The sequence below is a fragment of the Mycobacterium sp. 29Ha genome (assembly GCF_032883055.1).
GTDB lineage: Bacteria > Actinomycetota > Actinomycetes > Mycobacteriales > Mycobacteriaceae > Mycobacterium > Mycobacterium gallinarum.
Genome location: NZ_JAMQTI010000016.1, coordinates 71,943 through 98,643 on the forward strand (window position 1 = coordinate 71,943; position 26,701 = coordinate 98,643).

The 26,701-nt window shown below is 67.9% G+C and carries 26 protein-coding genes; 11 read left to right on the forward strand and 15 right to left on the reverse strand.

From position 1 onward, the window contains the following. The 4 genes from M1248_RS20815 to M1248_RS20830 all read left to right on the forward strand — a co-directional run. Positions 1-916: hypothetical protein (locus M1248_RS20815; RefSeq protein WP_410506707.1), on the forward strand; the 916-nt coding region annotated here is incomplete at its 5' end. Positions 917-1,029: 113 nt separating this feature from the next. After that, positions 1,030-1,983 (forward strand): hypothetical protein, encoded by a 954-nt coding sequence (locus M1248_RS20820; RefSeq protein WP_317149595.1) that lies wholly within the window; start codon positions 1,030-1,032, stop codon positions 1,981-1,983. 66 nt (positions 1,984-2,049) lie between these two features. Beyond that, the gene (locus M1248_RS20825) at positions 2,050-2,487 is read left to right on the forward strand and encodes an HIT family protein (RefSeq protein WP_163730129.1); all 438 of its coding nucleotides are present in this window, start codon (positions 2,050-2,052) and stop codon (positions 2,485-2,487) included. Between the two features lie 3 nt (positions 2,488-2,490). Continuing rightward, complete coding sequence (locus M1248_RS20830) at positions 2,491-2,934, forward strand: nitroreductase family deazaflavin-dependent oxidoreductase (protein WP_163730130.1); 444 nt, start codon at positions 2,491-2,493, stop codon at positions 2,932-2,934. On the opposite strand, the gene M1248_RS20835 is transcribed toward M1248_RS20830, so the two are convergent. The 4 genes from M1248_RS20835 to M1248_RS20850 all read right to left on the reverse strand — a co-directional run bounded on the left by M1248_RS20835 (position 2,935) and on the right by M1248_RS20850 (position 5,855). Continuing rightward, positions 2,935-3,972, reverse strand: a complete 1,038-nt coding sequence (locus M1248_RS20835) for an LLM class flavin-dependent oxidoreductase (RefSeq protein ID WP_317149596.1) — start codon at positions 3,970-3,972, stop codon at positions 2,935-2,937. Between the two features lie 13 nt (positions 3,973-3,985). Then, a complete protein-coding gene (locus M1248_RS20840; protein ID WP_317149597.1) occupies positions 3,986-4,249 on the reverse strand; it encodes a hypothetical protein in 264 nt (87 codons plus the stop codon). 227 nt (positions 4,250-4,476) lie between these two features. Further along, positions 4,477-5,667, reverse strand: coding sequence for an MFS transporter (locus M1248_RS20845; protein ID WP_014805440.1), 1,191 nt, complete (start codon positions 5,665-5,667; stop codon positions 4,477-4,479). A gap of 41 nt (positions 5,668-5,708) precedes the next feature. Then, a complete protein-coding gene (locus M1248_RS20850; RefSeq protein ID WP_014805441.1) occupies positions 5,709-5,855 on the reverse strand; it encodes a hypothetical protein in 147 nt (48 codons plus the stop codon). A 103-nt stretch (positions 5,856-5,958) separates the two neighbouring features. On the opposite strand from M1248_RS20850, the gene M1248_RS20855 reads away from it, so the two are divergent. Next, the gene (locus M1248_RS20855; RefSeq protein ID WP_014805442.1) at positions 5,959-6,366 is read left to right on the forward strand and encodes a heavy metal-responsive transcriptional regulator; all 408 of its coding nucleotides are present in this window, start codon (positions 5,959-5,961) and stop codon (positions 6,364-6,366) included. 424 nt (positions 6,367-6,790) lie between these two features. Here M1248_RS20855 and M1248_RS20860 read toward each other — a convergent pair whose 3' ends face one another. From M1248_RS20860 to M1248_RS20875, 4 genes are read right to left on the reverse strand one after another with little or no spacing between them, the layout of a single operon-like run. After that, positions 6,791-7,717, reverse strand: coding sequence for a cytochrome c biogenesis CcdA family protein (locus M1248_RS20860; protein ID WP_014805443.1), 927 nt, complete (start codon positions 7,715-7,717; stop codon positions 6,791-6,793). Continuing rightward, positions 7,714-8,304 carry a TlpA family protein disulfide reductase gene (locus M1248_RS20865; protein WP_014805444.1) on the reverse strand — a complete coding sequence of 197 codons (591 nt, stop codon included), beginning with the start codon at positions 8,302-8,304 and terminating at the stop codon, positions 7,714-7,716. Before M1248_RS20865 ends, M1248_RS20860 begins: the two co-directional genes overlap by 4 nt. 3 nt (positions 8,305-8,307) lie before the next feature. Then, complete coding sequence (locus tag M1248_RS20870; protein WP_014805445.1) at positions 8,308-8,625, reverse strand: hypothetical protein; 318 nt, start codon at positions 8,623-8,625, stop codon at positions 8,308-8,310. Between the two features lie 21 nt (positions 8,626-8,646). Continuing rightward, positions 8,647-8,955: an ArsR/SmtB family transcription factor gene (locus M1248_RS20875; RefSeq protein WP_079633045.1), complete on the reverse strand. Its 309-nt coding sequence runs from the start codon at positions 8,953-8,955 to the stop codon at positions 8,647-8,649. A gap of 165 nt (positions 8,956-9,120) precedes the next feature. Here M1248_RS20875 and merA point away from each other — a divergent pair, with 165 nt between their 5' ends. From merA to M1248_RS20890, 3 genes are read left to right on the forward strand one after another with little or no spacing between them, the layout of a single operon-like run. Further along, positions 9,121-10,506, forward strand: a complete 1,386-nt coding sequence (gene merA / locus M1248_RS20880) for a mercury(II) reductase (protein WP_014805447.1) — start codon at positions 9,121-9,123, stop codon at positions 10,504-10,506. A gap of 27 nt (positions 10,507-10,533) precedes the next feature. Then, entirely contained in the window at positions 10,534-11,175 is a 642-nt protein-coding gene (merB, locus tag M1248_RS20885) for an organomercurial lyase MerB (RefSeq protein ID WP_014805448.1), read from the forward strand. Between the two features lie 49 nt (positions 11,176-11,224). Continuing rightward, complete coding sequence (locus M1248_RS20890) at positions 11,225-12,580, forward strand: dihydrolipoyl dehydrogenase family protein (protein WP_014805449.1); 1,356 nt, start codon at positions 11,225-11,227, stop codon at positions 12,578-12,580. Between the two features lie 45 nt (positions 12,581-12,625). Here M1248_RS20890 and M1248_RS20895 read toward each other — a convergent pair whose 3' ends face one another. The 5 genes from M1248_RS20895 to M1248_RS20915 are packed head-to-tail and all read right to left on the reverse strand — an operon-like array spanning position 12,626 to position 19,482. Continuing rightward, on the reverse strand, positions 12,626-13,048 hold the full coding sequence (locus tag M1248_RS20895; RefSeq protein WP_014805450.1) for a hypothetical protein: 423 nt from the start codon (positions 13,046-13,048) through the stop codon (positions 12,626-12,628). Then, positions 13,045-15,159: a hypothetical protein gene (locus M1248_RS20900; RefSeq protein WP_014805451.1), complete on the reverse strand. Its 2,115-nt coding sequence runs from the start codon at positions 15,157-15,159 to the stop codon at positions 13,045-13,047. The genes M1248_RS20895 and M1248_RS20900 overlap by 4 nt, the downstream gene beginning before the upstream one ends. Continuing rightward, a complete protein-coding gene (locus M1248_RS20905) occupies positions 15,156-16,994 on the reverse strand; it encodes a hypothetical protein (RefSeq protein WP_041783812.1) in 1,839 nt (612 codons plus the stop codon). Before M1248_RS20905 ends, M1248_RS20900 begins: the two co-directional genes overlap by 4 nt. Then, on the reverse strand, positions 16,991-18,430 hold the full coding sequence (locus M1248_RS20910; RefSeq protein WP_014805453.1) for a tyrosine-type recombinase/integrase: 1,440 nt from the start codon (positions 18,428-18,430) through the stop codon (positions 16,991-16,993). Before M1248_RS20910 ends, M1248_RS20905 begins: the two co-directional genes overlap by 4 nt. A gap of 59 nt (positions 18,431-18,489) precedes the next feature. After that, positions 18,490-19,482 carry an NAD(P)/FAD-dependent oxidoreductase gene (locus M1248_RS20915; RefSeq protein WP_317149626.1) on the reverse strand — a complete coding sequence of 331 codons (993 nt, stop codon included), beginning with the start codon at positions 19,480-19,482 and terminating at the stop codon, positions 18,490-18,492. Between the two features lie 54 nt (positions 19,483-19,536). On the opposite strand from M1248_RS20915, the gene M1248_RS20920 reads away from it, so the two are divergent. Further along, entirely contained in the window at positions 19,537-20,190 is a 654-nt protein-coding gene (locus M1248_RS20920; RefSeq protein WP_163730132.1) for a TetR/AcrR family transcriptional regulator, read from the forward strand. On the opposite strand, the gene M1248_RS20925 is transcribed toward M1248_RS20920, so the two are convergent. Further along, positions 20,129-20,974: a uracil-DNA glycosylase gene (locus M1248_RS20925; protein ID WP_317149627.1), complete on the reverse strand. Its 846-nt coding sequence runs from the start codon at positions 20,972-20,974 to the stop codon at positions 20,129-20,131. The genes M1248_RS20920 and M1248_RS20925 overlap by 62 nt on opposite strands. A gap of 58 nt (positions 20,975-21,032) precedes the next feature. On the opposite strand from M1248_RS20925, the gene M1248_RS20930 reads away from it, so the two are divergent. Next, positions 21,033-22,274, forward strand: coding sequence for an MFS transporter (locus M1248_RS20930; RefSeq protein ID WP_163737494.1), 1,242 nt, complete (start codon positions 21,033-21,035; stop codon positions 22,272-22,274). A gap of 6 nt (positions 22,275-22,280) precedes the next feature. On the opposite strand, the gene M1248_RS20935 is transcribed toward M1248_RS20930, so the two are convergent. Beyond that, on the reverse strand, positions 22,281-25,019 hold the full coding sequence (locus tag M1248_RS20935; protein WP_317149598.1) for a LuxR family transcriptional regulator: 2,739 nt from the start codon (positions 25,017-25,019) through the stop codon (positions 22,281-22,283). Positions 25,020-25,031: 12 nt separating this feature from the next. On the opposite strand from M1248_RS20935, the gene M1248_RS20940 reads away from it, so the two are divergent. Further along, positions 25,032-26,690 carry an L-lactate permease gene (locus M1248_RS20940; protein ID WP_317149599.1) on the forward strand — a complete coding sequence of 553 codons (1,659 nt, stop codon included), beginning with the start codon at positions 25,032-25,034 and terminating at the stop codon, positions 26,688-26,690. Positions 26,691-26,701 lie beyond the last annotated feature (11 nt).

The following is a 26,701-nucleotide window of genomic DNA, read 5'->3' on the forward strand; positions in this document are numbered from 1 at the left end:
GCAGACCAGCCTCACCGGCGCCAACATCAGCAACAACGTCACCGTCACCAACGTCGCGATGAACAACGGCAACGGCAGCGTCGCTATGGCGGACGCAGGCGGCTTACTGCCATTCCTTTCAGGTGGGGCGGGTAACGGCAACGCCTCTCAGTTCTCCCTCCTCTCGGGGAACATCTTCAATCCGCAGACCAGCCTCACCGGCGCCAACATCAGCAACAACGTCACCGTCACCAACGTCACGATGAACAACGGCAACGGCAGCCAATCGATCTCCTCGATGGGAAATCCGTTGGGCTCGTTCGTGTTCGGCGGCGGCAACGGCAACAGCCACCAATACGGGTCATTCGTATCCAACATCTCGAATCCGCAGTGGACGTGGGGCGGCGGCAACACGAGCAACAACTCGGCCATCACCAACACCGCAGACGGCAACGGCAACGGCAGCACCAACACCGTGACCGGTGGAGGCACCGTCGTCACGGGGACCGGCAATGGCAACACGAACCAGGCCGCAAGTGGCTCCGGCAATATCTACAACGACCAGGTGAACATCGGTCCCGGTGGTCGCGGTGCGGGGGGTTCCACCACCGCCGGGCCGAAAGACCTCGACGACGTTATATCCCTCGTGTCCGCCTCCCGCACCGAAGGTGCGCGCAGCGTAGCTACGGGTGGTACGGGCCGCAATCGTCAGAGCCAGCAGGAACGACGGAATCTGTTCTCTCTCAACAGGATCGCCGGTCTTACCGCGGCCCGTAACACCTCTGCAAGCGCGACGTCGAACGACACGAACCACGGGGGCCAGCCGACCGGCCAACCGACCGGTGGCGCCGGTGCCACCGGCGGCGGTTCCGTCGGTACCGGTAACGGTGAAGCAAGCGACAGCGGTGGCGATGGCAACGGCGATTCCGACGCCTGAGGGGTCCAGGGAGGTGTGGATGAACTGACATCGGGCAGCAGTGTGGGACAGGACGACACTGCATCCGACGCCAAAGTATCGGCACAGAGCAAAAGCAAAGGAGCTCAAGCGAAATGACCAAAGACAACAAGACTCGAGAACCAGGCAGGTTGAGTCGCACAGTGGCGATCGGCGCGATCGCAGGCAGCGCCCTCGGACTGGGTGCCCTCGCGGGCGCAGCCAGTGCACAGGCCGACAACTGCGTTGATTCAGGCTTCGGCTGCGGCTGGTTCAACGAAGTGTTGAGCCGCAACAACAGCCAGATCGGATCGAACGGCAACGGCATCAGCAACCAGTTCGGGGTCGCCAACGGCAACATCGCCAACGGCCAGCTGAACGTCCCGATTCTCAGCCCCGTCATCGCCGGCGGTAATGCGACCAACGCCGCACCAACAACCGGCGGCGCCGCGGTCGGTGGCACCGCGGCGAGCACCGCCGCTGATGTGGACGTGGTCACCGCGGGCTCTGCACTGGGCCTGAACCCGGCACTCGGCGGCATAGGCGTCGGTGGCTCGAATCTCGGTGCAGCACTGGGCGGGCTGGGATTGGGCGGCTGGGGCGTCGCCACCGGCGTGCCGGTGTCGACCGGTGGTGTGGCGGTTCCGGTGACTACGGCCGCTCAAACGGGCGTCGGTGGAGCCGGCACCGGCGCGCTCGACGGACCGGGCACCGGCGGCGCCGGGACCGGTTCGCAAACGGTGGGCGGCACCACGGGTGCCACCGGCGGCACCAGCACCGCCAACTCCGCCGCAGCCGGGGGTGACGCCACCGGCGGCGACGCTGACGTGGATCAAGACGCCGGGGACGGCGAGGGCGGTTCGGCGAGCAGCAGCCAAAACATCACCCGCGGCGGCAATGCCACCAGCACCGGTGGTGCCCGTAGCGGTACCGCCAATGGCGGCACTGCGACCGGCGGCAGTGCGCGCAGCAGCGCCAACGGCAACGCCGGCGGCAACCAGTCGAACAACAACTCCTCGAACAACTCGTCGAGCAACAACGGCAACAACAGCAGCAATAGCAATGGCTGACGAGGTCTGACCGATGCGGCGCCCACCGAGAGGTGGGCGCCGCAGTGGTTTCGCTAACGTGGCGGGATGTCCTGTGTGTTCTGCGCCGTCGTCGCCGGCGAATCGCCGGCCATCAAGATCTATGAGAACGCCGACTACCTGGCAATACTGGACATTCGGCCATTCACCCGCGGCCACACCCTGGTCATCCCGAAGCAACACACCGTCGACTTGACCGATACGCCGCCGGAAACCCTTGCCGCCATGGTGACCATCGGGCAGCGGATCGCGCGGGCAGCGCGTCAATCCGGTCTGCACGCCGACGGCAACAATGTGGTCATCAATGACGGAAAGGCCGCTTTTCAGAGCGTGTTCCACATCCACCTGCACGTGTTGCCGCGCCAGAGCGGCGACAAGCTGTCCTTCGCGAAAGGCATGCTGATGCGACGGGACCCGGATCGCGAGGAGTCCGGACGCCTTCTGCGGGAGGCGCTGGCGAAACTCGACCCCGCTGAGCAGGATTGACCCATGACGTCACGTGTGCAGCGGGCGATGCTGAAGGTACTGAGCATCCACGACAAGATCTATCAAGCGACCAACGGCTGGGTGGGCCACCGCCTACCCTTCGCTCCCCCGAACCTGTTGCTTCGCTCGGTCGGAGCGAAAACCGGTGCGGCAAGGACGAACTCGCTGACCTATGCCAAGGACGGGGAGAACTACCTGATCGTCGCGTCCAACGCGGGCGCCAGACGCTATCCGGCGTGGTACCACAACTTGAAGGCGAACCCCGACGTCGAGATCAATGTGGGGCCGAAGCGGTTCCCGGTCACCGCGCGCATCGTCGGGCCGGATGACCCCGACTACGCCCGCCTGTTCCGCATCGCCGACGAGAACAACAGCGGCCGATATACGGCCTATCAGAAGAAGACGACGCGACCCATCAGTGTTGTCGCTCTGACGCCGAAGTCCTGACTAGAAAAGCTCTTTCGCCAGCAATTCCAACGTCTTGTCCCGTGCGGGTGCCGTCGCGGGGTCAGTGCCGCGGCGCGCCGACGCCGCGGGGTTGACCATGACCTCGTCGACGCCGAACTCATCGGCCAGCGCGCGCATCTGCTCGGCCGCCTCGCTAGGCGATCCGACCACCGAACGGCGCAGGACGGCGTCGGCGATGAGCTCTGCCTGGGGGCTGACCACCGCGGATTGGGCGTCCTCGACAAGGTCCAGCGCCCCGAGCGGCTGACCCGTCCGCAGCCGCGCCATCATCTGCAGGTTCGGCAGCGCCAGAGCCACTGCCTCGTCGTGCGTTTCGGCCACCACCGCATTTACGGTGAGAAACGTCAGGGGTTCCGACGCCAGGTCGCTCGGCCGGAACTCCGACCGGTACACCGCCAGCGCCTCCGCGGTGCCCTGACCTGAGAAGTGGTGCGCGAACACGTACGGCAGCCCCTTGGCCGCGGCCAGATGCGCCGAGTACATCGACGAGCCCAACAACCACAGCTTGGGTTCCGTCACCGCGGCCGGGGTCGCCTTGAGGACGTAGCGCTGGTTCGGAATCGGTACCCGCACCCCGGCGGCGCCCATCAGGGCCACCACGTCGTCGAGATACTCGGGGAACGCCTCGATATCGCGGTCGTCGCGACCGGCAGCACCGCGCAAGGCCATCGACGTCACCGGGTCGGAGCCCGGGGCTCGGCCGATGCCGAGGTCGATCCGTCCCGGATGCGCGGCCTCCAGTAACGCGAACTGTTCGGCGACCGCAAGGGGGGCGTGGTTGGGCAGCATGACACCGCCCGAGCCGAGACGCAGCCGGGTTGTGTGCGCGGCGAGATGGGCGATGACGACCGGCGGGCTGGTCGCCGCGACCGAGGGCATGTTGTGATGCTCGGCGATCCAGTATCGGGTGTAACCGAGCTGGTCAGCGGTCTGCGCGAGGTGGGTCGAGGCCGCGAGCGCATCCGACGTGGACTGGTCGGTGCGTACCGGGACGAGGTCTAGGACGGAAAGCTGCATTTGAACTTCAACGCTACGTCGCGCCCACGGCTTCCCCGACGAGTAGGTCCGGGTCCGGCTGTTCCTGCAGCAGCCGCTGAATCGGCCGCAGCGCCCGTTCCACGCTGACGAACCGCATCGCGAACTCCCGGGCCCACGCGAGGCTCCTGCTGCGGTGGAACATCAGCGTCGCCAACAGGCGGGAATTGTCCTGGGCGGCCTCCACCCGGGGGCGCTGGCCGAGCTCGAAGTTGCGAAGCAGAACGGGGAGCCGTGACGTATCCCCATGCCGCAGCATGCGAGCAAGCACCCCCGTGCTTATGTAAACAGTCAAGCTGTCGCAGAAGGAACGGTGTCGCAGGGCGGCGGCGCCTCGGTGGAACCTACCTCGGGATTCTCCAAGGGCGGGCCTGGTGTGAATGGCGATTTTCCAGCCGGCCCCTGGTGATCGCTGCGGAGTCGGAGCTCTGTTCGTCGGACTGATGCCAGTGGCCGAGCGTCGTCGCCGGCGCCGAAGTCCTCGCGTCAGCGCCTCTTCTCTTGGTGGTGGCGATGGTCGGTCAGACCGGCTCGGCCGATCAGAGCGGCAGCGACGAGCAGTGCAGCCCCTGCGGCGTAGACGGCGGTGATCCCTGCCGCATCAGCCAGCCACCCACCCAGCCCGAGGGAGGCCAGGCGGCCGAGTTGCCAGATCAGATCGAAGGCGGCGAAGACCCGGCCGCGTGCGGCGGGTGGGGTTTCGGCCTGCAGCAGCGAGTTGAAGGTGACTGCGCCGGCAGAGGTGCCCCCGCCGTAGCCGGCCAGGCTGCCCAACGCCACCACCGGGACGCGGACACTCGCAAGGACGGCATCTACGGCGGCGCGCAACAGATAGGGTCCGAAAATGAACGCGGGTTTGCGAGGATCGGTGATCAGCCGGGTCAGCAGTAACGGGCCTGCTGCGGCGCCCACGCCGATGCAGGCCAGCGCGATTCCGTATCCGGCGGGGCCCCTGCCCAGGCGCTCGCGGATCAACACAACCAGCAGGGCACTGGTCGCTCCGGCCGACAACGCCGCCAGGGCCTGACCAGCGGCCAAGGCTCGCAGCACCCGGTGCCCGGCCAGCACCCTGATGCCGTCTCGGGCCTGATGCCACCAGGCGGCACGGGCCGCATCGGCTGCCGGGCGCAGCAGGTGCAGGCGGGACAGCAGCAGCGCCGAGACGGCGAAGCTCGCTGCGTTCACCCAGAACGCCAGGCCATAGCCGACGGTCGCGACCACGGCACCCGCAGCCGGGGCGAGCACGATCTGGGAGAGCACCGCGGCGGTCCAGATCCCCGAGTTCCCGGCGATCAACTCCTCCTCGTTCACCAGCGCGGGCAGCGCGGCACTGGCGGCCGGATTGAACAACGCCGACGCTGCGGACATGGCGAACGCCACCGCGTAGATGCCCGGCACCGAGCCGGCGACCAGCGGTAGCCCCGCAGCCACCAGCACGCGCGCCAAGTCGGCAACCACCATGACCCGCACCGGCGAGAACCAGTCGACTGCCACCCCAGCGAACGGTGCCAGCAGCAGCACCGGGACGATCTCCGCGACGATCACCCCGGCCACACCGAGCCCGGAGCCGGTGCGGTCCCACACCAGCAGGCCCAACGCCACGGTGGCGAACGCGTCACCCCAGGCAGAAGCGGTGCGCGCCGCCCACAACCGGCGGTAACCAGGATGGGAGAACACCTGGCGCAGCCCGGTGCCCGCACGTCCTGGCTGGCCGCGGCTCAGCGGACTTTCTCCATGGTGTGCCCGCAGCAACAGGTGGGGTTGCGGTCGCGACCGTGGCCTGGGACGGCGCCCTTGGTGACGGTCATCTCACATCCGCGCTCCGGGTCCGGGCGCCGGTACACCTCGCACTCGACTATTGCCATGACCTGCGCCTCCCTTCGGTTTCCGGTCCTACACTGGAGACGCTAAAACCTTCACCCCAGGTGAAGGTCAAGGCGAGCGGCCGGGACGCGAAGGAGGCAGACGATGGCCCAGGCGATGACCGTCGGGCGGGCCGCCCAGGCGGCCGGGCTCACCCGTAAGGCCGTGCGCTTGTATGAGGAGCGCGGCCTGCTGCCGCCCGCCCAGCGCACTGCGGCCGGGTACCGCCTTTACAACCAGGACGACGTCGACACCCTCACCTTCATCCGCCGCGCCCGCGCCCTGGACCTCCCCCTGGACGACATCGGCACCATCCTCACCCTCCGCCGCGCCGGTCCCACCCCGTGCGGAGCCGTACGGGATCTACTCGACGCCCGGATCGCGGAGATCGACAACACCATTACCGAATTGCTGGCGCTGCGTGCGAGCCTCACCGCCAGTCGGGACACCGCCGTGGCAGCCGATACCGAGTCGGAACCGAACAGATCGATCTGCCCGATCATCGAACGGTGAAGTAGCCGCTCAAGGACCCTCATGTCTCACTGAACTCTTGATGGCCGCGTTGCGAACTGGCGGTAGCCGAGCCTTTGCGGAATGGCCACTCGTTGCGGCAAATGTCCAGTCAGACTGGGCCGACCGATCATCGGACGGCTGAGCGGCGTTCGATAAAAGACTGTGTTGTGCCAGACGCCGCCCCGCTGGGCGATGCGTTCGCGGATGCCGACGGTTCAGCAACCGGCGGCGTGGTGCGGGGCGATGCTTGCGCGATTCTCCGTGAAGATGGAGGCATGCAGAGTCCGCAGCCCTGCGTCGTCGACTGTGGTGGTTTGCTTCTACAGCAAGGCTTTGCCGCCTGCCGGACTCCCATGGGGACAATCCGGCCGCCTCGGGCTCGCATCGTAGAGGCCCGCGTGCCAGTTGGATCCCGGCAGGCAGGTCACCTGCTGCCGGGTCCTCCTACCTGGTCCGCATTTTCTTCGGGCTGTGGCCTGGGTGCGCAGCAGTCGTCGGCGGTGTCGGTGGTGGTGTGGCGGCGTTCGCGGCGGGTGAGGGTGGCGATCGCGGTGACGAGGATGAGGCCGAGTGCGGTGATGGCGATCGCAAGTTGGTGTCCGGTGATCCAGGCTGACACGGTGCCGACGACGCCGGTGAGTGCGCCGATGCCGGGGTGCCCGCCGAGTAGTTGTGGCAGCCAGTAAAGGAGTAGGTAGCCGCCGGAAAGGGCAAGCACGGCGCCGGTGATGCGGTTCATGTGGGGCAGCAGCCGTCGGAGGAACCGGTTGATCAGGCCGCTGGCGAATGCGGCGAATAGCGCGAGGGACAGCAGCAGGGTGGCGGAGCCGGCGGCGTAGGCGGCGAATACGACCAGGACGCCGGAGATGTTGGTGCTGGCCAGGGCTTGGGTGACGACCGCGAGCAGCACCGCGAGCGTGCAGGAGGCGGAGGCCAGTGCGTACCCGGCGCCGAAGGCCACCATGCCTCTGGGCCCCTGCCGCGGGGTGCCGGAACGGCGGGTGGGTAGCCGCAGCGGCAGGTGTCCGCCGGCGACCATGGCCAGGCCGCCCACGGCCAGGATCGCGCCGAGCGCGGCGGCCAGCCACGGGATGACACCGGTCAGGGAACGCAAGCCGAGGGCGAGTAGTAGTCCGATGGCGGTGAAGGTGCCGGCGAACCCGGCGGTCAGCGCGAGCCCGGCGCGCAGGCCACCGGCCAGCCGGGACAAAGCGCCGGGCCGCGCGTCCGCCTGGCCGTCGCCGGTGTCGACGGCGTAGGCGAGGAAGGCGGGCAGTACGGCGAAGCCGCAGGGGTTGACCGGGGCGAGCATCCCGGCGCCGAAGGCGAGCGCCAACAGCGGGCCGATCACGCGCTCACCTTGGCCAGTTCGGCACGGATCTGATCGGCGGTGGGCTCGACAGCGCGGAACACCGGTTTGCCGGAGGCGTCCAGCACGACGGCGGTGGACAGCTGAGTGACCTGGTAGGCGCTGATCAGGGTGGCGTTGCTGTCGCTGGCGTAGGCAAGGCTGGTGGCCTGGTTGGCGGTGAGGAAGTCTGTGATGTCCTGCTCGGTTTCGCCGGGGCCGATGTCGACGGCGACGAAGTTCGCCTTCGTGCCGACCGCCTGCTGGACCTGGGCGAGGGTGTGGGTGGCCGGACCGCAACCGCCGCACCCGACGGAGAAGAAGAACAGCACGCTGGGCCGCGAGCCGGGCACCGCGACCTGCACGCCCTGCAGGGTTCGGGCGGTGAACGCTCCCGCAGCGGCAGTGGTCCCGGCCTTTGCGCTGCCGTCGGCAGCGGGTGGGGACGCGGTCTGCTTGCTCGACGGGGAAAACGCCGAATACAGCACGACGGAGATCCCGACGACGGCGATAACGGTCAGCGCGATCGTGACGAGTCGTCGACGAGAGCGCGGCGCGGCAGGTCCGGTCGGGGCGGGTGCGTCAGGCATGGGTCAGGACTCCTGGTTGGGGTGGGAGGACTCGTGTGGCCGATCGGGCTGGTCGCGGGCGGGTGGCACGGGCGGGCAGCACGAGTTGTCTCGGGTGGCGCCGTGTCGGGTGACGCGCCGGCGCGCGAACCGCGTCACCGCGGCGAGGACCACCACGACGGCGGTGCCGATGACCCAGGGGTTGCCCAGTACCGAGCCCACCGCGCCAAGGGCTCCGGCGGCGATCAGCACCGGCAGGCCGCAACACACGATGGGGACCAGGAGGAAACCGGCGGCGGCGAGCGCGGTGCGCTTGCTCTCGGAGCCGGGGTTGGTCGACATGGAGGCGGTCTCCTCGGCTGGTCAGGCGTTCGGGGCGGTGATGCGCATGCACGCGGCGAGGGCGGCGGCGTTGTCCGCGGCCAGCGAGCGCGCCAGCAGCACCAGTTCCGCGACGCGGGGGTCGGTGACCCGGTAGTAGGCGAAGCGGCCTTGGCGGCGCAGCTGCACGTAGCCGCAGTCGGACAGGCAGGCCAAGTGACTGGACACCCGGCCCTGGGACAGGCCGATGTGCGTGACGCATTCGCCCACGGCGTGTTCCTCGTGCAGCAGGAACTCCAGCAGCCGCAGCCGGGCGGGGTCGCCGAGGGCGCGGAAGAATTTCGCCATCATCTCCACCCCGTTCGGCTCGGTGGGCAGCAGCGTGCTGCTGCGTTCGGAAGCGTCGGCCACGGTCGCCGTCCTCACATCGAGTGTCTGTCGTATCCGGATGTACGAATCTTAGGTTAGCATCTATGCATCCGGGAAGACGAATATGTCAGTGGGAGGAGATCGCTGGTGCGGTACGACTTGGCGGTGATCGGTTCGGGTGGGGGTGCGTTCGCGGCGGCGATCGCGGCCCGCGGCAAGGGCAAGAGCGTGGTGATGATCGAGCGCGGCACCGTTGGCGGGACGTGCGTCAACGTCGGCTGTGTGCCGTCGAAGGCACTGCTGGCCGCGGCCGAGGCCCGCCATGTGGCGCTGGACCAGCACTTTCCGGGGATTTCCACCAGCGCGGGCCCGGTGGACGCCGCCGCGCTGATCGGTGGCAAGGACACGCTGGTGGCAGGGTTGCGGGCGGAGAAGTACGTCGACCTGGCCGCCGAGTACGGGTGGGAGATCCTGCCCGGCGAGGCCCGGTTCATCGAGGGACCGGCGCTGGAGGTGAACCTGCATGACGGCGGCCACGTCCGGGTCGAGGCCGAGCACTACCTGATCGCCACCGGCTCCACCCCGCGTACCGACGGCCTCGACGGAGCCGACCGGGTGGACTACCTGACCTCGACCACCGCGATGGAGCAGACCGAACTGCCCGAGTCGTTGGTCGTCGTCGGCGGCGGCTACGTCGGGCTGGAGCAGGCGCAACTGTTCGCCCACCTCGGCGTCCGAGTGAGCATCGTGGGCCGATTCGCCCCGCACACCGAACCGGAACTCGCCGGCCTGCTGGCCGGGGTGTTCGCTGACGACGGCATCGCCGTGATCGCCGAGCGCGCCACTGAGGTTGAGGCCGATGGTTCGGGCGTCGTCGTCACCGCCGGTGGGCAGCGGGTGACTGGGCAGCGGCTGCTGCTCGCGACTGGGCGGAACCCGGTCACCGCCGGGCTCAATCTCGACGCGGTGGGCGTGAAGACCGGGCATCGCGGGGAGGTGGTCGTCGACGAGTATCTGCGCACCGACAACCCGCGCGTCTGGGCGGCCGGGGACGTCACCGGGCACCCGCAGTACGTCTACGTCGCCGGGGCCCATGGCAGCGTCGTGGTCGACAACGCCTTCGGCGACGCCGGGCGCACCCTGGACTACCATCACCTGCCCGCGGTCACCTTCACCACGCCCAGTCTCGCCTCCGCCGGGCTGACCGACGTCCAAGCGGTGGAGCAGGGCTACGCCTGTAAGTGCCGGGTGCTGCCGCTGGAGTACGTGCCGCGGGCGCTGGTCAACCGCGACACCCGCGGCGCGATCAAGCTCGTCGCCGAACAAGGCTCCGGGCGGCTGCTCGGCGCGCACGTGCTCGCCGCGGGCGCCGGGGACGTCATCGCCACCGCTGTCTATGCGCTGGCAAACCAGATGACGGTGCACGAGATGGCCGACCTGTGGTGCCCCTATCTGACGATGGCGGAGGGCATCAAACTCGCCGCCCAAACCTTCACCCGCGACGTGTCCAAACTCTCCTGCTGCGCCTCCTGAAACCCTGCTCTCGGAAGGACAATCCCGATGACGAATGACCTGGACACCGTGGTGTCCACTATGGATAGTGTCTTCTCCCGCCAGGACAGCCCGGCCGGATGGCTATGGCAGCCGCTGTTGCGGCAACTGGCCCGCGGCGAACCCCTCACGATTGCCGACCTCGCGGCCGCCACCGGCCGCGCCGGTGACGAGGTTGCGCAGGCGGTGGGCCGACTGCGCGACACCGAATACGACGACGCCGGACGGATCGTCGGCTACGGCATCACGCTGCGCCCGACCCCGCACCGTTTCACCGTCGACGGCCACCAGCTCTACACCTGGTGTGCCCTGGACACCCTCATCTTCCCCGCCACCCTCGGCCAATCCGCCCAGGTTGAATCCCCCTGCCACAGCACCGGTGCCCCGATACGGCTCACCGTCGAGCCCGACCGAGTCAGGGATGTCGAGCCCCAGACCGCGATGGTCTCCATCGTCACGCCTGACGACTTGGTCTCCGTACGGGCTTCCTTCTGCAACCACGTGCACTTCTTCGCCGACGCCGACGCCGCGGCGCCCTGGCTCGCTGAGCACCCCGGCGGATCGGTCCTCCCAGTCGCCGACGCTTATCAACTCGGCCGGCAGCTGGACGCCGCTCAATCCGAGGAGCCCGAGCCCGGCGGGTGCTGCTGACGCCCACCTGCGCCGCCCGAACCGCCATCACCGAGAAGGGACAGCCACTGTGAGTACGGACTTCGATGTAATCGTGATCGGCGCCGGACCGGGCGGCGAGACCGCCGCCTCGCGCCTGCACGCGGGCGGACGGCGGGTCGCGTTGATCGAGCAGGAACTGATCGGCGGGGAGTGCGCCTACTGGGCGTGTATCCCGTCCAAAACCTTGCTGCGCCCACCCGAGGCCCGCGCCGAAGCCGCCCACGCGGCCGGCCTGTCCACTCCGGCGCAGAACTGGGCGGCACTGCGAGACTACCGCGACTACATGATCCGCCACCTCGACGACACAGAGCAGGTCACCGGATACGAGAAGCAGGGCGTCACGGTTATCAAGGCCACCGCAGCCCTGGTGGGCCGGGACCCGTGGCGGGTACGGGCCGGTGGCCGGGAACTCACCGCCGAGCACGTGGTGATCGCCACCGGCTCCGACGCGATCCACCCACCCATCGAGGGCCTGGACGAGGTCAGCGTATGGACCAACCGGGAAGCTACCACCCTGCGCGAGATCCCCGAGCGGATCGTGATGATCGGCGGCAGCGCCGTCGGGATCGAACTCGGCCAATTCCTCGCTCGCATGGGCGCTCGGGTCACCCTGATCCAGCGCGGCGACCGGCTGCTGGACCGGGAAGACCCCCGTGTCGGGGACATCGTCGCCACCCACCTGCGCGCCGACGGCATCGACGTCCGTCTCGGCCGGCAGGCCACCGCCGCGCGCCGCGACGGCGCCGATACGGTGATCGACCTCGACGACGGCACCACCGTGCGCACCGACGTCGTCGTGCTCGGCACCGGACGCCGCCCCCGCACCCACGGGCTCGGCCTGGAGACTGTCGGGGTCACACCGGACCCGCGCGGCGCGCTGGAGGTCGACGAGCACTGCCGCGTCACCGCCGGCCTCTGGGCGCTCGGCGACGTCACCGGGGTCGCGCTGTTCACCCACGTCGCCATGTACCAAGGACGGGTCGTGGCCGACAACATCCTCGGCACACCCCGCCAAACCACCTACAGCGGCATCCCCCGCGTCGTGTTCGCCCAACCCGAGATCGCCGCTGTCGGCCTGACCACCGACCAAGCCCGCCAGCGTGGCCTCGACATCGCCACCACCGAACTCGACCTCGCCGACTCGATCGCGCGACCCTGGACTTACGAAACCGACCCCGACGGCACCCTCGGTCTCATCGCCGACCGCACCCAGCGGACGCTCATCGGGGCCTGGGCCATCGCACCCCAAGCCGGGGAATGGATCCACACCGCCGCCCTCGCCATCCGCGCCCAGATCTCCATCGACACCCTGCTCGACGGCGTCGCCCAATTCCCGACCTACACCGAGGCGTACCTCGCCGCCCTCGAACAGCTCGCCATCTAGAAACCGCCCGGCCGCTCTCGGTGTCACAGCGTCGGTGGACGGGGGTCACCTCCGGGTGTGAAGCGAGATCACGTCGGGATCGTGGTGCGCCAGATGTCGGATCTGGTCCTCCAACTCCGAGTTGCGCAGGGCGAGGACCTGGATCTGGTTGGCGTAGACCCTGATCGTCTCCTCCAGTTCCCGCACGGTGGCGGCGTGGTCGCTGGCGGTCTGTTTGCGTTCCCGCTTGAGGGCGGTGATCTCCTCGCGCAGCGCGACGAGTTCAGGTTGCTGGGCTTCTCGATTCGCTTGTGCCGCAACAACGGCGTCCTTGAACTCCGGAGGCGAGCGGTAGAACGAGTCGCGGCCCACACCGGCTTCCCGGCACAGGTTGGAGACCGTCAGCTCGCCGTCGGTCACAGTCGGCTGACCGGCGAGCAGCCGGGTCAGCGCCTGCTCCAGGCGGACTTGGGTAGCGACGCGGGTCACGCCTGCGCCTCCTCGCTGTCGAGATCACCGATGAGCTGGTCGAGCTCGGTGATGTAGCCGGTGAGCGCGACCTGCTGGAGTTTCGGGACCGGACCGGCTTTCTCGCAGGACGCCTGGAGATCCAGGGCCTGATTGCGGGCGGCGGCCAGCCGGGGCCGGTGCACTGTGGACCGTCGGGCGTTCGGACAGCGCAGGCACATGTTGTGCTGCGGAACGGGCTGCCCGACGACCTTGGCTCGCTTGACACAGACCGCGGTCGCCGCGTTGAAGAAGCAGTCGTTGAGCACGCCGGGATGCAGCGTCTTGGTGAGATGCCGAAGCATCGTCCGCAGCCGCAGCTCGTCGGACACGACGCCGGGGAGATCACCCAGCTCGCGCCGAATGCGCTGGAACTCGGCGTTGATCCGCTCGGCCGCCCCACCGCCGGACTGGGCGCCGGTGTTCCAATCCCGGTAAAGATCCTCCACGTAGTCGAGCATGGCGACCGCCTCCTCGGCGGCGACCTCGGCGGCGAACCCAGAGGCTGAGGTCCCGGCATAGCCCTCGAACATGGTCACCTTGGCGTGGTGGTACTGCCGGGCACCGGCGACCACACCGAAGGGCTGGTGTGCGATATGCCAGGCCAGACTCCGCCGGAACTGCCGGGTGGTGAACACCCACTGCTGTTCCCCGTCGGCGGGGACGAACGGTTCGGCCACCCCGTCGGACGATTGGGTACCGAACAGCTCGTTGACGTGGTCCCGGAAACCACCGAGGCGCTCGGTGAGCTTGTTCGCCAGCCGTGGCTTGCTGGCGGGCCAGAGCCGGTAACCGAACAGATGCGTGGGGTCGTCGTTGATCTGCAGCAGGACGTCGATCGCCTCGTGAACGGCGTCGAGCACGACCCACTCGGCCTCGTCACCGGTGAGCTTGCGGCCCTTGAAGACCCGGCCGCGCAGCTTGTAGCGGGTCCGGCCGTCAACGGCGGTGGTGGTGGTGACAGCGCAGTCCCGCGCCAGCTCCAGGACTTCCATGTCCCGAAGTCCTGACAAGTAAGCCACCAGCACCCAGCAGGCGGTGCGCAGGTGGTGCAGTTCGTCATGCAGGCTGCGGTGATTCAGCCGCCCTCGCCAGGGTCGCCCGGTGTCCGGCCACGTCGAGATCGGCGTGTCCAGACCACCCTCTTCGTAGCCGATCTCGGCGCCGATCTGCTCCATCAGCCGTGTCGGATGCCCCTGGAAGCTGTTGGTTCCGCTCATCAGGGCGACGAGAGCGGCGTTCGGGGCTTGCACGACGCCGTCGACAACCGGCGCGGTCGGGCGCTGGGCCAGGCAGTACAGCGGCAGTGCGGGAACACCTCGCCCCTCCTGACGGCGGCGGTCCAGGAACGCCTCGATCTTGGTGACAGCCTCGCCATGCCGGCACCGGCCGCCTGCTCGGGCCTGCTCCAGGTCGGCGATTTCCCGCTGGGCGGCCAGGAGGTCCCGGCTGGCGGTCTGGACGTAGAACAGGGCGGCGCGCAGCAGTGGAGCCATGATCGGCTCGGGGATGCGCGGGGTGCTGTTCTCCTCGTCCGGTCGCCGCCCGGCGACCTGGGTGGCCGGGCGGCCCTTCCAGGGCACGACGGTGAGGCGGTCCGCGGTCAGGTACGGGCTGTGCGCCTCCAGGTGCTGGATGACGCCGATCCGGACAGCCAGCGTGTTTGGCACACAGGTCTCACGCCAGACGCGTGCGGTCGCGTCCAGGTGGGATTGGCGGGCCTGCGCCAAGCGCGTCACGCCCTGCTTGCCGAGCTCGGTAAACAGTTGACGCACGATGATGAAGTCCTTGTAGGTGTTGGTGATTTTCATCGGTCGGGCGGTCCGCGATCCGTAGGACAGCGGGACCACGCGGTGGATGCGGGAGTAGATGAACTCCTTGGCCGTGAGCATCGCGATCTCGTCGGGCAGCTCGGTGAAGTCCAGCCGGAGGTAGCCGTTGCTGCGGGGCGCGAACGGTCGGAAATCCCAGATGTCGTCGCTGAACCGGGGGCCGCGGCCAGTTGTCTCGGTGGTCAAGGACTCGGGCAGCACCCAGGGATCGGCCGATGGCTCCGGCGCGGCGGACGGGCGCGGTGCGGGGGCGCGGGTCACGCGACGGCCTCCCAGAACTCGGGCGGCAGCAGCAACCGTGCCCCACCGCTTTCGGCGATCGTCTGGGCGGTGGTGATCTGCTCGTCTCGGAACTTGGCCCGGATGCCGCGCACGATCCGGTCCCACGCCAGGCCGTAGCGCACGTTCCACTCGCTGACGGGGTACTCCTCCCGCTGGCGCTCGATGAAGTCCAGGAAGGTCAGAACCTGCGGCAGGTGCCGGGTGGTGAACACCGCGTTCGGGCACTCCAGGCAGCCCCACAACGACACCGGGCACGGCTTGCCCTTCGCCCCGAAAGGCGAGTCGTAGAAGTCGCGGCAGGAGGCCAGGAACACGTCGCTCTCGCGCGACAGCAGCGCCTGCACCTGCTCGGGTGGCAGGTCCCCTTCTCCGGCATCGAGGCGGGTGCCGTCCTCGTCGAGTACCACCGGCGGCGGCAGCGCGACGTCCAGCGCTTCGCGCAGGCCGTTCTCCACGGCTTGGTCGTGCAGCTCGTCGTGGGCGGGGATGTTTGCGTAGTGGTTTGCGGCGACGTCGGCGGTGTGGCCCTGGGTGAAGTCGGCGAGCACGCCGGTGGCTTTGAGGTATTGCTGGGACTTGTAGGTCTTGCGCAGCCGCCGCAGATCCAGCCGCACCGGCGTTCCGTCAGCGTCGGTCATCTGGTCGATGCCGTGTCGTTTCTGCCAGTTGTCCACGTGACCCCAAGGACCCTGCCCGCCGAGCGGGAAGGAGTCCCGCAGGCCCTTGTCTCCGTAGTCGACCCACAAATCGGTGCTGCCACTAAACTCGCGGGCTCGCGCGGTGAGCCGCAGCGCCAGTCGGATCAGACCGCCGGGATGGTGCAGGGCACCGCCATCGCTGACCCGCATGGACTTAGAGATCCGGCGACCGTGCGCGCGCCGCTTGACATAGTTGACACTCACGAACCCGCGGGCCGGGTTGGTCAAGCAGTCGGCCTGCAACCGCTTGGCGCACTCCGGCTCAAGCCCGGTCATGCAGATCAGCAGGATCAGGAACACGACGTTGTCCTCCCGAGTGAGGATGAGCGCCGCGTTGAGCGGGCGCCCGTTGCCCAGCCTCTTGCCGACCAGGGGCCGCAGGAACTGCATCGTGACAGGCCCGTGACGGGCGATGTGCCACAGCACGTTCTCGATCACATCCCAACCGCCGACGTTCGGGTCCTGGCCCGTCGCGGCTCGGGCTTCGCCATCCTGTATTCGGCGCGCGATCGCGCGGACATCCGCCAGCGCGGCGTTCCTGATCGCCTCGAACACGTTCTGCGGGTAGGCATCCAAGGGTCTCGTCTGACGGGCACGGGTTTCCCGTCCGAGGAACCTCAGCCGGATAGCCAGGTCGGGATCGAACGTCGTGGGGCTGGCGTCGAACGCCACGCGGAGCAGCCGGACCACCACACCGATGCTGATGCGCGGCTGGTCACTGTCCGGTCCGTACTCGGCGATCAGCGCCTGCTCGAACGCGTCGATGTGCTCGGCCTCCAGGTCACTGAACTCGACCTCGGTGGCGTTCTGCGGTTCGGCTCCAGTGATGAACCGCACGAACTTCCGCACCGAGAACAGGTTCACCTTGAACGCCTGGTAACTCGATTCGGGTCCGTCGGCGGCCACCGTGCGCAGCGTCGCGGCAAGCTGGCGGGTCAACCGCGGGCATGGCCACGCGGACATGTCGAACGTGCGGTCGGCGCCATCCAGGTGCAGCCGGAGCACCAGCGGACCGATGTCCGGGACAGGAGCGGGTTGCGCGGGCATCTGCTCCTCGGTCGGGAAAGCCGCCCAGCGGCCACGGCGACCGGAGCCGGCACCCTCGGTGCGGTTCACGCGGCAGCACCATCCTCAAGCCGGACCCTGCTCAGCGCTTCGGCTTGTTCATCCCATTCGCGCAGCGCGGACAGCACGATCTCCTGCGCCTCGTCCAGGACGTCGAGGTAGACGAAGACCGTCTCGCGCTGGCGATGGCCGAGCAGTAGCTGCAACTTGCGCAGCGGGTCGCCGACCAGCAGCCGTTTCACCTGCTGGCTCATCAGGGTCTCGCCGGGCTCCATGCGCAACGCGCGGACGGTCTGGCGCAGCAGCAGCCCGAGCATGTGCACGGCGAATGTGTGACGCAGGGCGTGCGGATGGACCACCAGGTCCAGGCCGAACCGGGCGCACCGTTCGTTGGCTCGCCGAAACACCGCCTGCCACGTCGACCGCGACAGCGGCAAGCCGTCCTCACCGAGCCACAGCCACAACGGACCACCCGGACCGTCGTCGCCGACCCGGCACAGTCGCTGCCGTTCCTCGATCGTCACCCGCGAGTACGGCCGCGAGCGGCCATCCTCGACGAGCGTCAGCGCAGTCTTGCCGGCGGAGCGAACTCCCATCCAGGCGTCCGTACACCCGTAAGCCCCGGCCGCCCGGCGGCGCTCGACCAGTTCGTCGCGTTCGATGTCGACGTAGTGGTGCAGGTCGCGCAGCACGCGGCGCGACACGAAAACCGTCCTCGGCCGGCTGCGCTTGGTGATCGTCGCGGGCAGGTTTAGGTCTCCGGTCAGCCGCCGCTGCGCCAGCGGCGGTACCTCGGTGACCAGGAGGCTCGACGCCTCTCTCAGCCGCATCCCGGTGCAGACCAACAGGTCGGCGAACACCGCGTTGCGCTCGCCGTGCCGACCGCGCCAACTCGGGTCCGGCGAGCCGTCGGGTAGTTGGCCACGCAACCCGACGTCCCGCCACACCAGGTAGTCCTCGTAGGCCAGGAACCGCACCGGCCCGGCGCTGTCCTCGACCTCGCGCTCGGCATTGAACAGCACCCGTACCAGCCCGCGGGGCGTCAACACCGTCTTCTCCACCATGCGGAACGGCTGGGCCTCGATCAGCTCCTCGTGTATCGCCCACTTGACCCACTTGTCTAGCGCCGCGATGAACCTGTTCCAGGTCGACGCGGACACCGTGAAGCCCTTGGTCCGCCGCCGCGCCCGCTTGTAGGCGCGCAGATCGTCCTGGCCGGCGTCCCAGATGGACCGTCCACCACGGTGCTCGTGGAGGAAGCGGCCGAACAACATCAGATCACGCGCGTACGCCTCTCTCGTGTGTTCCGAGCGCACACCCCACCCGTCCAACTCGCGCACGAACCGGTTCAACTCCAGGTCGTACGAGCCGTCGGGGCCGAGTAGGAACGGCAGCCCGTCGCCTACACCGGCACGACGCAGCACCTGGGCTTCGTCACCGCCGAGCCCAGGTGCGCCGAGCGCTCTCACCGGTGACGTCTTGTACATGAGCAAGGTTGAGATCCTCCGGGATCTGAACACGCCAAACACAGCGAAGCTGGCGTTGGCTAGGGACCTCTGCGACAGCAGTGAAGTGTCACCATAAACGCCGATTCCATCGCCATCCCCGCGCCCACACCAGCGGTGGGTAGAAAGCCCGCGGCCGCGTCCCCGAGCAATACCGTGCGGTCGGTGGTCCACGCCGGTGCGCGGCAATCGGTCAGCGGCCAGTAGTAGGGATCGGCGGCCCGGGCCACTGCCGTCAGCGCACGCGCGATTCGCGGGTTGACCGTCGCAAGCTTGCCGCGGATCCACTCGACGAACGGTCCCGGCCCCACGGCGGTGTCGGCACGCGGCCCGCCGAGAAAGATTCCCAGCTGTCCGGCGACGGGATACATGCCGATGAAAAAGCCGTCGCCCCAAACCTCTTCGCCGAGGTCGGTGTCGTCGTCACCCGGCGACCACACCACCCAGCCGCCCCACTTTGTATCGGTGATCGCGGCTGGCCGGTAAGCCGGCACCAGCTCGCGCGTCGTCGATCCGATCCCGTCGGCGATGACGACGAGGTCGAAATCGAGTTGTTGTGTCACACCGTCGGTCGTGATACCCACCTCGACGCCGCCCGGGTTTTCTTGAAGCGCGGTGACCGTCGAATCGAACGTCACGGGACATCCTCCGGCCGAGAGCACATCGAGCAGCGACCCACGTGCGATGCCCCGGTAATCGCCATAACTGGCGATGACTTCGGCCATCGAATCCTCACGCAACATGCGGCCGGTGTGCCCGTGTACGGCGTAGCGGTCGAAGGAAACGCTGGACGCGCGATACCGGTCCCGGACCCCGAGGTCGTCGATGGCGCCGTCGACCATCGGCATCAGGGCAAGCATGTAGCCGGCGGCTGAGGCGTCGTGTGCCCGCTCGATGAGCACCGGGCGACGCCCGCCCCGGCGGAACAGTTGCGCGGCCGTGACGCCGGCGATTCCCGCCCCCACCACCAGCACGCGCAGGTCGTCGGCACGGGCCTGCTCATATTGCGCTTCGACGGATTTCGGCACGAACATATTCGCCAAGTTACCATTCTGTGTACTACCCGGTCCACTTGGTATCATCTGGACGTGAACACGGGCCGAATTCGGCGGATGGACCCGGAGCGAAGGCGGCGGCTCGTCGAGGTGTCAGCAGCTGAATTCGCCTCTGCGGGTTACGCTAACGCATCCCTGAACCGCATCATCGAGGCGTGCGACATGAGCAAGAGCTCGTTCTACTACGTGCTGAGCTCGAAAGCGCAGCTCTTCGAATTCGTGGTACGCGAATTAGTCGAGACTGTGGCGGGGACCATCACATTTCCGAAGCCAGAGGAATTCGCCGGCCGCATGTTCTGGCCGCGGCTCGAACGGTTCTTCGCCGAACTCGTCGTCGCCTCCCAGACCCAGGAGTCGTTCCTCACCCTGGGCCGGATGTTCTACAGCCGGTCGCCGTCCGCGGAGCACGGCACCGTCGGCGACACCATGGCCGCGGTGCGCACCTGGGTCGAAGAACTACTCCTGATCGGTCGCACGTCGGGGGCGGTGTCCGACGACCTGCCGCAGGCGTTGCAGGTCAGCCTGACGTTCAGCGTCATCCAGGTGTTCGACGAGTGGACCATCGCCCACTACGACGAGATTCCGCCGGCCGAGATTGGCGCGCTGGCCAACGCCCAGTTCACGACTATTCGTCGGATGCTAGAGCCTTCGCCCGCACGAACACGTCGTCGAGCATCTGCGCAGTGAGGCGCCCGGTGAACGTGTTCTGCTGACTCGGGTGGAAGCAGCCGATGAGCGTGACCTCACCGAGGTCAGCGGTCACGCCGTGGCCGAAGCGCGGTGCCGGCGATCCGATGGTTGCGCCACCGTTGCGGACCATCTCCAGTGCGGCCCGCCACCCGAACCCGCCGAGCGCAATGATCACTCGAACCGACGCACGTGTCAGGCGCCACTCGGCGTCCAGCCATGGCGCGCAGGTGATCCGCTCCTCCGGTGTCGGCGCATTGGCCGGCGGTGCGCATCGCACCGCGGCAGCGATCCGAGTGTCGTTGAGCGCCAACCCATCAGCGGCATCGACGCAAAGTGCCTGATTCGCCAGGCCTGCACGGTGCAGTCCGGCGAAGAGAAAGTCACCGGATCGGTCTCCGGTGAAGACCCTGCCAGTGCGGTTGCCACCATGCGCCGCAGGCGCCAGTCCGACGACCATCACCCGCGGACGCGGTGACCCCCACCCGGGTATGGGCCGCCCCCAATACGGTTGGTCGGCGTAGGACTTGCGCTTGCCGACGGCCACGTCCTCGCGCCACCGCACGAGCCGCGGACAGGCACGGCAGACGGATATCTCGGCGTCGAGTTGCTCGATCGACATCGCCGCGGCGGCCAGCCGGACCACCTGCGTCGACTTGGTCGCGACCGGGGTCGCGGGAGAGGCGACGTCTCCAGGCCAGCCGGCACCGGGTGGTACCGGCGAGGCGAACCGCTCGCCGGTACGCGGATGGGGCAGCTTCAAATCCACATGACCACTGTGCATGCGCTGCGAAATGGCATGTCGAGCGGCCCTCGCCGCTGTTATCTTCGTCAAGATCAACATGATGACGAACAAGCGCGGCCCGCTCTTTCTGATCCTGTTCTCCGCGCTGATGGCCGGCGCCGGCAACGGCATCTCGATCGTGGCATTCCCATGGCTTGTGTTGCAGCGCAACGGCTCTGCTGTCGAGGCATCGGTGGTCGCGATGGCCGGAACGCTGCCGCTGCTCGCGGCGGCCCTGATCGCCGGCGCCGCGGTGGACTATCTCGGGCGCCGACGCGTGGCGATGATCTCCGATGCGTTGTCCGCGATATCGGTGGCCGCGGTGCCCGTGCTGGCGTTGACGTTTGGAGTCGATGTCATCAACGTCGCGGTGCTGGCGGTGCTCGCCGGACTCGGCGGCTTCTTCGACCCGGCGGGCATGACCGCCCGCGAGACGATGCTGCCGGAGGCGGCAGGGCGGGCGGGTTGGACCCTGGACCGAGCCAACAGCGTGTACGAGGCGATCTTCAATCTGGCCTACATCGTCGGGCCCGGTATCGGAGGCCTGCTGATAGCCACGCTCGGCGGCGTCAACACCATGTGGGTCACTGCGACGGCGTTCACGCTGTCGATCATCGCGATCGGCACTCTGCGGCTGGAAGGCACGGGCAAACCCGACCGAGAAGCGCTGTCGGAGAGCGTCTGGGCGGGCATCGTCGAGGGGCTCCGGTTCGTCTGGAGCAACAGGGTCCTGCGCACATTGGCGTTCATCAGCCTGGCGGCCAACGGCCTGTATCTGCCGATGGAGTCAGTTCTCTTTCCCAAGTACTTCACCGACCGCAACGAACCCGCGCAGCTGGGCTGGGTGTTGATGGCCATGGGCATCGGCGGTCTGGTCGGCGCGCTGGGATACGCGGTCCTGTCGAGGTACATGAGCCGCCGCACCACGATGCTGACCGCGGTGATCACCCTCGGCGCGGCGATGACGGTGATCGCGTTCCTCCCGCCCCTGCCGCTCATCCTCGGGCTCAGTGCCGTCGTCGGGCTGGTGTACGGACCGATCGCACCGATCTACAACTACGTGATGCAGACCCGCGCGCCGAAGCATCTGCGGGGTCGGGTGGTCGGGGTGATGGGTTCGCTGGCCTACGCCGCTGGCCCGCTCGGGTTGATCGTGGCAGGACCGCTCACCGATGCCGCCGGCCTGACTACGACCTTCCTTGCCCTGTCGCTGCCCATGCTGCTGCTCGGCATCGTCGCCGTGTTCCTGCCAGCGCTGCGGGAGCTGGATCGCCCACCGCCGGCTGAACACTCACGCTGAGCGGGCTTAGCGGGTCGCGGCCGGTCCCGCCCGTGCGATCCTCGTCAGTTCCTCGCGAGAACTGGCCCCGACCCGCTGACACGCGCGGTACACGTGGCCCTCGACGCTCCGGACGGACATCACCAGCCGGTCAGCGATCTGGCGGTTGGACAGCCCCGCCACGATCAGTTCGACGATCTCGCGCTGCCGTCCTGTCAACGGTTGACTTGCCGGGCTGCGCAGAGCGGGGGTGCACAACCCACCGCACGCGTCGCTGAGTTCCTTGGCCAACGCAGCGGCCCAGAGACCGCGCTTACGCTGCTGATCCGCGGTAAACGCCACAGCCGCCTGAGCGGCGACGTCGGCAGCGGTCGCGCGGTCACCCATCGCCTGGTAATCGCTCGACGCCCGCAAGAGCCCTTCGCCGTCGTTGGCGGCCAACGATTCCGCGTGCTGGGCAACGGCTTTGGCCAGCGGCAGGTCCAGGTCGTTCGCGATCTCGCGGGCCCGTACCGCGCCGGAGACGTCGCCCCACTGCGCCGCCACCTGCAGGCAGGCCAGCTCGTGCGTCGGCTGTTCGCGTTGACGCGCCTGGGCTGCAGCCGACTTGACCGCGCGGATCGCCTCGTTGACACAACCGTTCGCGGCCAGCGACCATCCCGTGGCGATGCTCAGCGCGGTCTGCATGAACAGATAGTCGGGTGGAACGCATTTCTGGGCCTCGACGATCGCTTCTTTGGCCGCTTCCGCCTCGCCGAGTTTCGCATGCGCCTCTGCAAGCAGAAAACAGGTAGCGGGACGCAAACCCGTTCTGACACTGTGCCGTTCGACGCCGGCCAGCGCCTCGTGCAGCAGTTTCGCGGCGCTCCTGACATCGCCGCGCATCAACTCGGCGACACCCATCAGCGACGCCAGGTTCGCATAGGCCAGGCCGGGAACCTCACGAGCCGAGTCAGCAAGGCGTTCAACCATCGCCACGCACTCCTCGGTGCGCCCAGTCAGCCTGCAGGCCCGGGCGTAGACGCTGCCGAACCAGAACCGCATGTGGGATGCCTGGAACGACGTGATGGCACGGTCGAGGGCACCTTGGGCGACGGTGGTGAGGTCATCCCCCCGGCCCAGCGCACCGAGTGCCATGGTGAGCGCCACCGATGCGAGCATCGCGTGGAAATCCGACAGTAAGCCGGACTTCAGTGCCGCTGTTGCCTTTTCCGCAGCCGCGCCGCACCGGGCGGAAACCGCGTCGACGCAGGCCTCCACCGCCGTCCGAGCCGCCGCATCGGCGGGTGATTCGGTGTCGGGGCCCGAATTCTGCAGTAGCGCCGCGGCATCGTTGCACCGACCGAGCATCCAGATCATGTTGGCGGCGCGCAGCGTGTTCCATTGATTCGCCCCGGCCGCGCCGCCTTCGCCGATCTCACGCAATACGTTCTCGGCCTGCGGACCGCGACCGAGAAGTAACAGGTTCATCGCTCTGACCCCGAGGGCGTCCGGCGCCCCGGCCGACGCCGCCGCGGTCGCGAAGCGGTCGGCCAGATCGAGATCCAGCAGAGTCATCGCGTACTGCGCGGCCTGCAGGCACAGTTGTGGATCCGGCGGCAGATCGGACTCGAGGGCAAGCAACGCCCTGCGCACCGTCGCCTGTGAATCCGCATCCGCGTCCCTTGCGAGTCGCTGCGCCAGTCGGCCGCGGATCTTCGACAGGTACATCTCGCCGGCCGCGGCCCGGCGCAGTTCGCCGTACAGCGGGTGTGCCAGGCGGGCCATGAGTTGATCGCCGGACCTTTCGATGGTGATCAGGCGCATCCGCTCGGCGTCCTCGAGATCGCCACGCCCCACCAGATCGCACAGCACATCGACGGCCAGCGGTTCGCACTGCGACAGGAGGTCGACGACCACGGCCATCTCTGGTGTGAGCTCGTGCAGTTGTCGACCGACCATGTCGCTGATGCTTTGCGACACCGCGACGTCGCCGTCCCACATCCAGACGCCGGCCATCAGTCGCATCCGGCCCGCGGCGACCTGATCCTTGACGAGCTGGTGCAGGAACAGCGCGTTTCCGCCGGTGAGCTTCCAGAAGCGACGCGCGCTGCGGGCGTCCACCACGCCGCCGAGAGCGGTCTCGATCATGGCGCGCGTGGCATCGACGGTCAGCGGCTCGAGATCCAGACGTGCGAGCAGGCCGTCCTTCCACAGCGCGGTGATGGCATCGGGTGGTTTCGTGCCTGCCCGCAGGGTCACCACAAGACGGGCGTTATGCGTATTGGCAAGTTGATGAACCACATGCGCGGACAGGCCGTCGAGCAGGTGAGCATCATCGACGCCGATCAGGACACGCCCCTGACGCTGTTGCGCGACAAAGGAATTGATCAGGTGTCGCACATTGGGCATGGGGTCGGCGATCGCATCGCCGATCAGCGCCGTGAAAGCACCTAGCGGGAGTGCCCGCGCGGACTCGGTACCGACGATCCAGTTGGTGCGCTCCCCGGCGGTTTCGGCGCGCGCGAGGACTTCGCGTGCGAGCCGGGTCTTTCCGACCCCTGCAGCGCCCACGATCACAACGCCTGAATTCTTGCTTCCCCCGCTGAGTGCGCGACGAATCGCCAAAAGCTCGCTGTCGCGCCCTGCCAGCGGATCCCCGCTGATCACGGCGCGACTATAACGCGCCCGCCGTGCTTGTCGGCGCGAATAACAGGGATTCTCGCGACGGCGTTTGGCATCACGCGGGCGCTGGGTAAGCGAGTCTCGATGTGATGCGCACCACAACCGAGGTAGGCCATGTATCAGCAAGTTCTCGATCCAGTCGCCAACTCGCTCGCCTGGAGTGCGGTGATCGCCGCGCTGCCGCTGCTCCTGCTGTTCGTCTTGCTGGGCGCTTTGAAGGTCACCGCCTGGGTGGCGTCGCTGATATCGCTGGCCGTAAGCATCGTGATCGCCGTCCTGGTTTACGGCATGCCGATCGGGCAGACCTTGCTGGCCGGGACCGAGGGTGCCGCGTTCGGGTTCTTCCCGATTCTGTGGATCGTCATCAATGCGATCTGGGTGTACCAAATGACCGTCGAGACAGGGCATTTCGACGTGTTGCGCCGCTCGTTCAGCCAGGTGAGTGACGACCAGCGGATCCAGGCCATCATCATCGCCTTCTCGTTCGGCGCGCTGATCGAGGCGTTGGCCGGATTCGGCACCCCGGTGGCGGTCACCTCGGTGATGCTGATGGCGCTCGGCTTCAAGCCGCTGAAGGCCGCCGTGATCGCATTGGTCGCCAACACCGCGCCCGTCGCGTTCGGCGCCATGGCGACTCCGATCATCACGTTGGGCAAGGTCACCGAGATACCGGTCGACACCCTGGGCGCGATGGTGGGTCGGCAGACGCCGATTCTGGCGCTGTTCGTTCCGCTGGCTCTGGTCGCCATCGTCGACGGCTGGCGCGGCATCCGGGAGACGTGGTTGGCGGCGGTGGTCTGCGGATTCGTGTTCGCCGTCGCGCAGTACGCCACGTCGAACTTCCTGTCCGTGCCGCTGGCCGATGTGGTCGCATCGCTGCTGTCCGCCGCCGCGGTGGTCGCGCTGGTACGGGTCTGGCGGCCGCGGCACGCATACACCGAACAGCCGACCCCCGTCGCGGGCGGTGCGGCCGACGAACCGTCCGCGGACTTCGCCCAGCGAGTCGAGAATGCCGACGGCCGTCACGATTCGCGCGCCGATGTCGTTCGGGCGTATGCGCCGTACGCCATCATCATCGCGGTCTTCGTCGTATGCCAGATCTCGGCGGTGAAGAGCCTGCTCGAGAAAGCCACGTTCACGTTCAATTGGCCGGGACTCGATGTCGTCGACCCGGACGGCGACCCGTTGTCACTCACCAAGTTCAGCCTGAACCTGCTCACCACCCCGGGCACTCAGATGCTCGTTGCAGGCATCCTCACGATGATTGCGTTGAAGCTCTCGGCGCCGCGCGCGCTGAAAGCGTACGGCGCGACGCTGCACCAGCTCCGGTGGGCGGTCGTGACGGTGATGGCGGTGCTGGCGTTGGCGTTTGTGATGAACCTGTCCGGTCAGACGATCACGCTCGGCACATGGATGGCCGCGACGGGTGGATTGTTCGCGGTGATCTCACCCATCCTGGGATGGCTCGGGGTAGCCGTCACAGGGTCGGACACGTCGGCGAACTCACTGTTCGGCGCACTGCAGGTGACCGCGGCCAATCAGGCCGGGCTTTCGGACGTTCTGATGGCGGCCTCGAACAGCTCGGGCGGCGTCCTGGGCAAGATGATCTCACCGCAGAACCTCGCCATTGCGGCCGCGGCCGTCGGTCTCGACGGCAAGGAAGGCGACATCTTCCGCAGGGTCGTGCTGTGGAGCCTGGGCTTCCTGTTACTGATGTGCATCCTGTCGGGGCTGCAGGCCACCCCGGTGCTGTCGTGGATGGTGCCGTCATGACGTCCGACGCT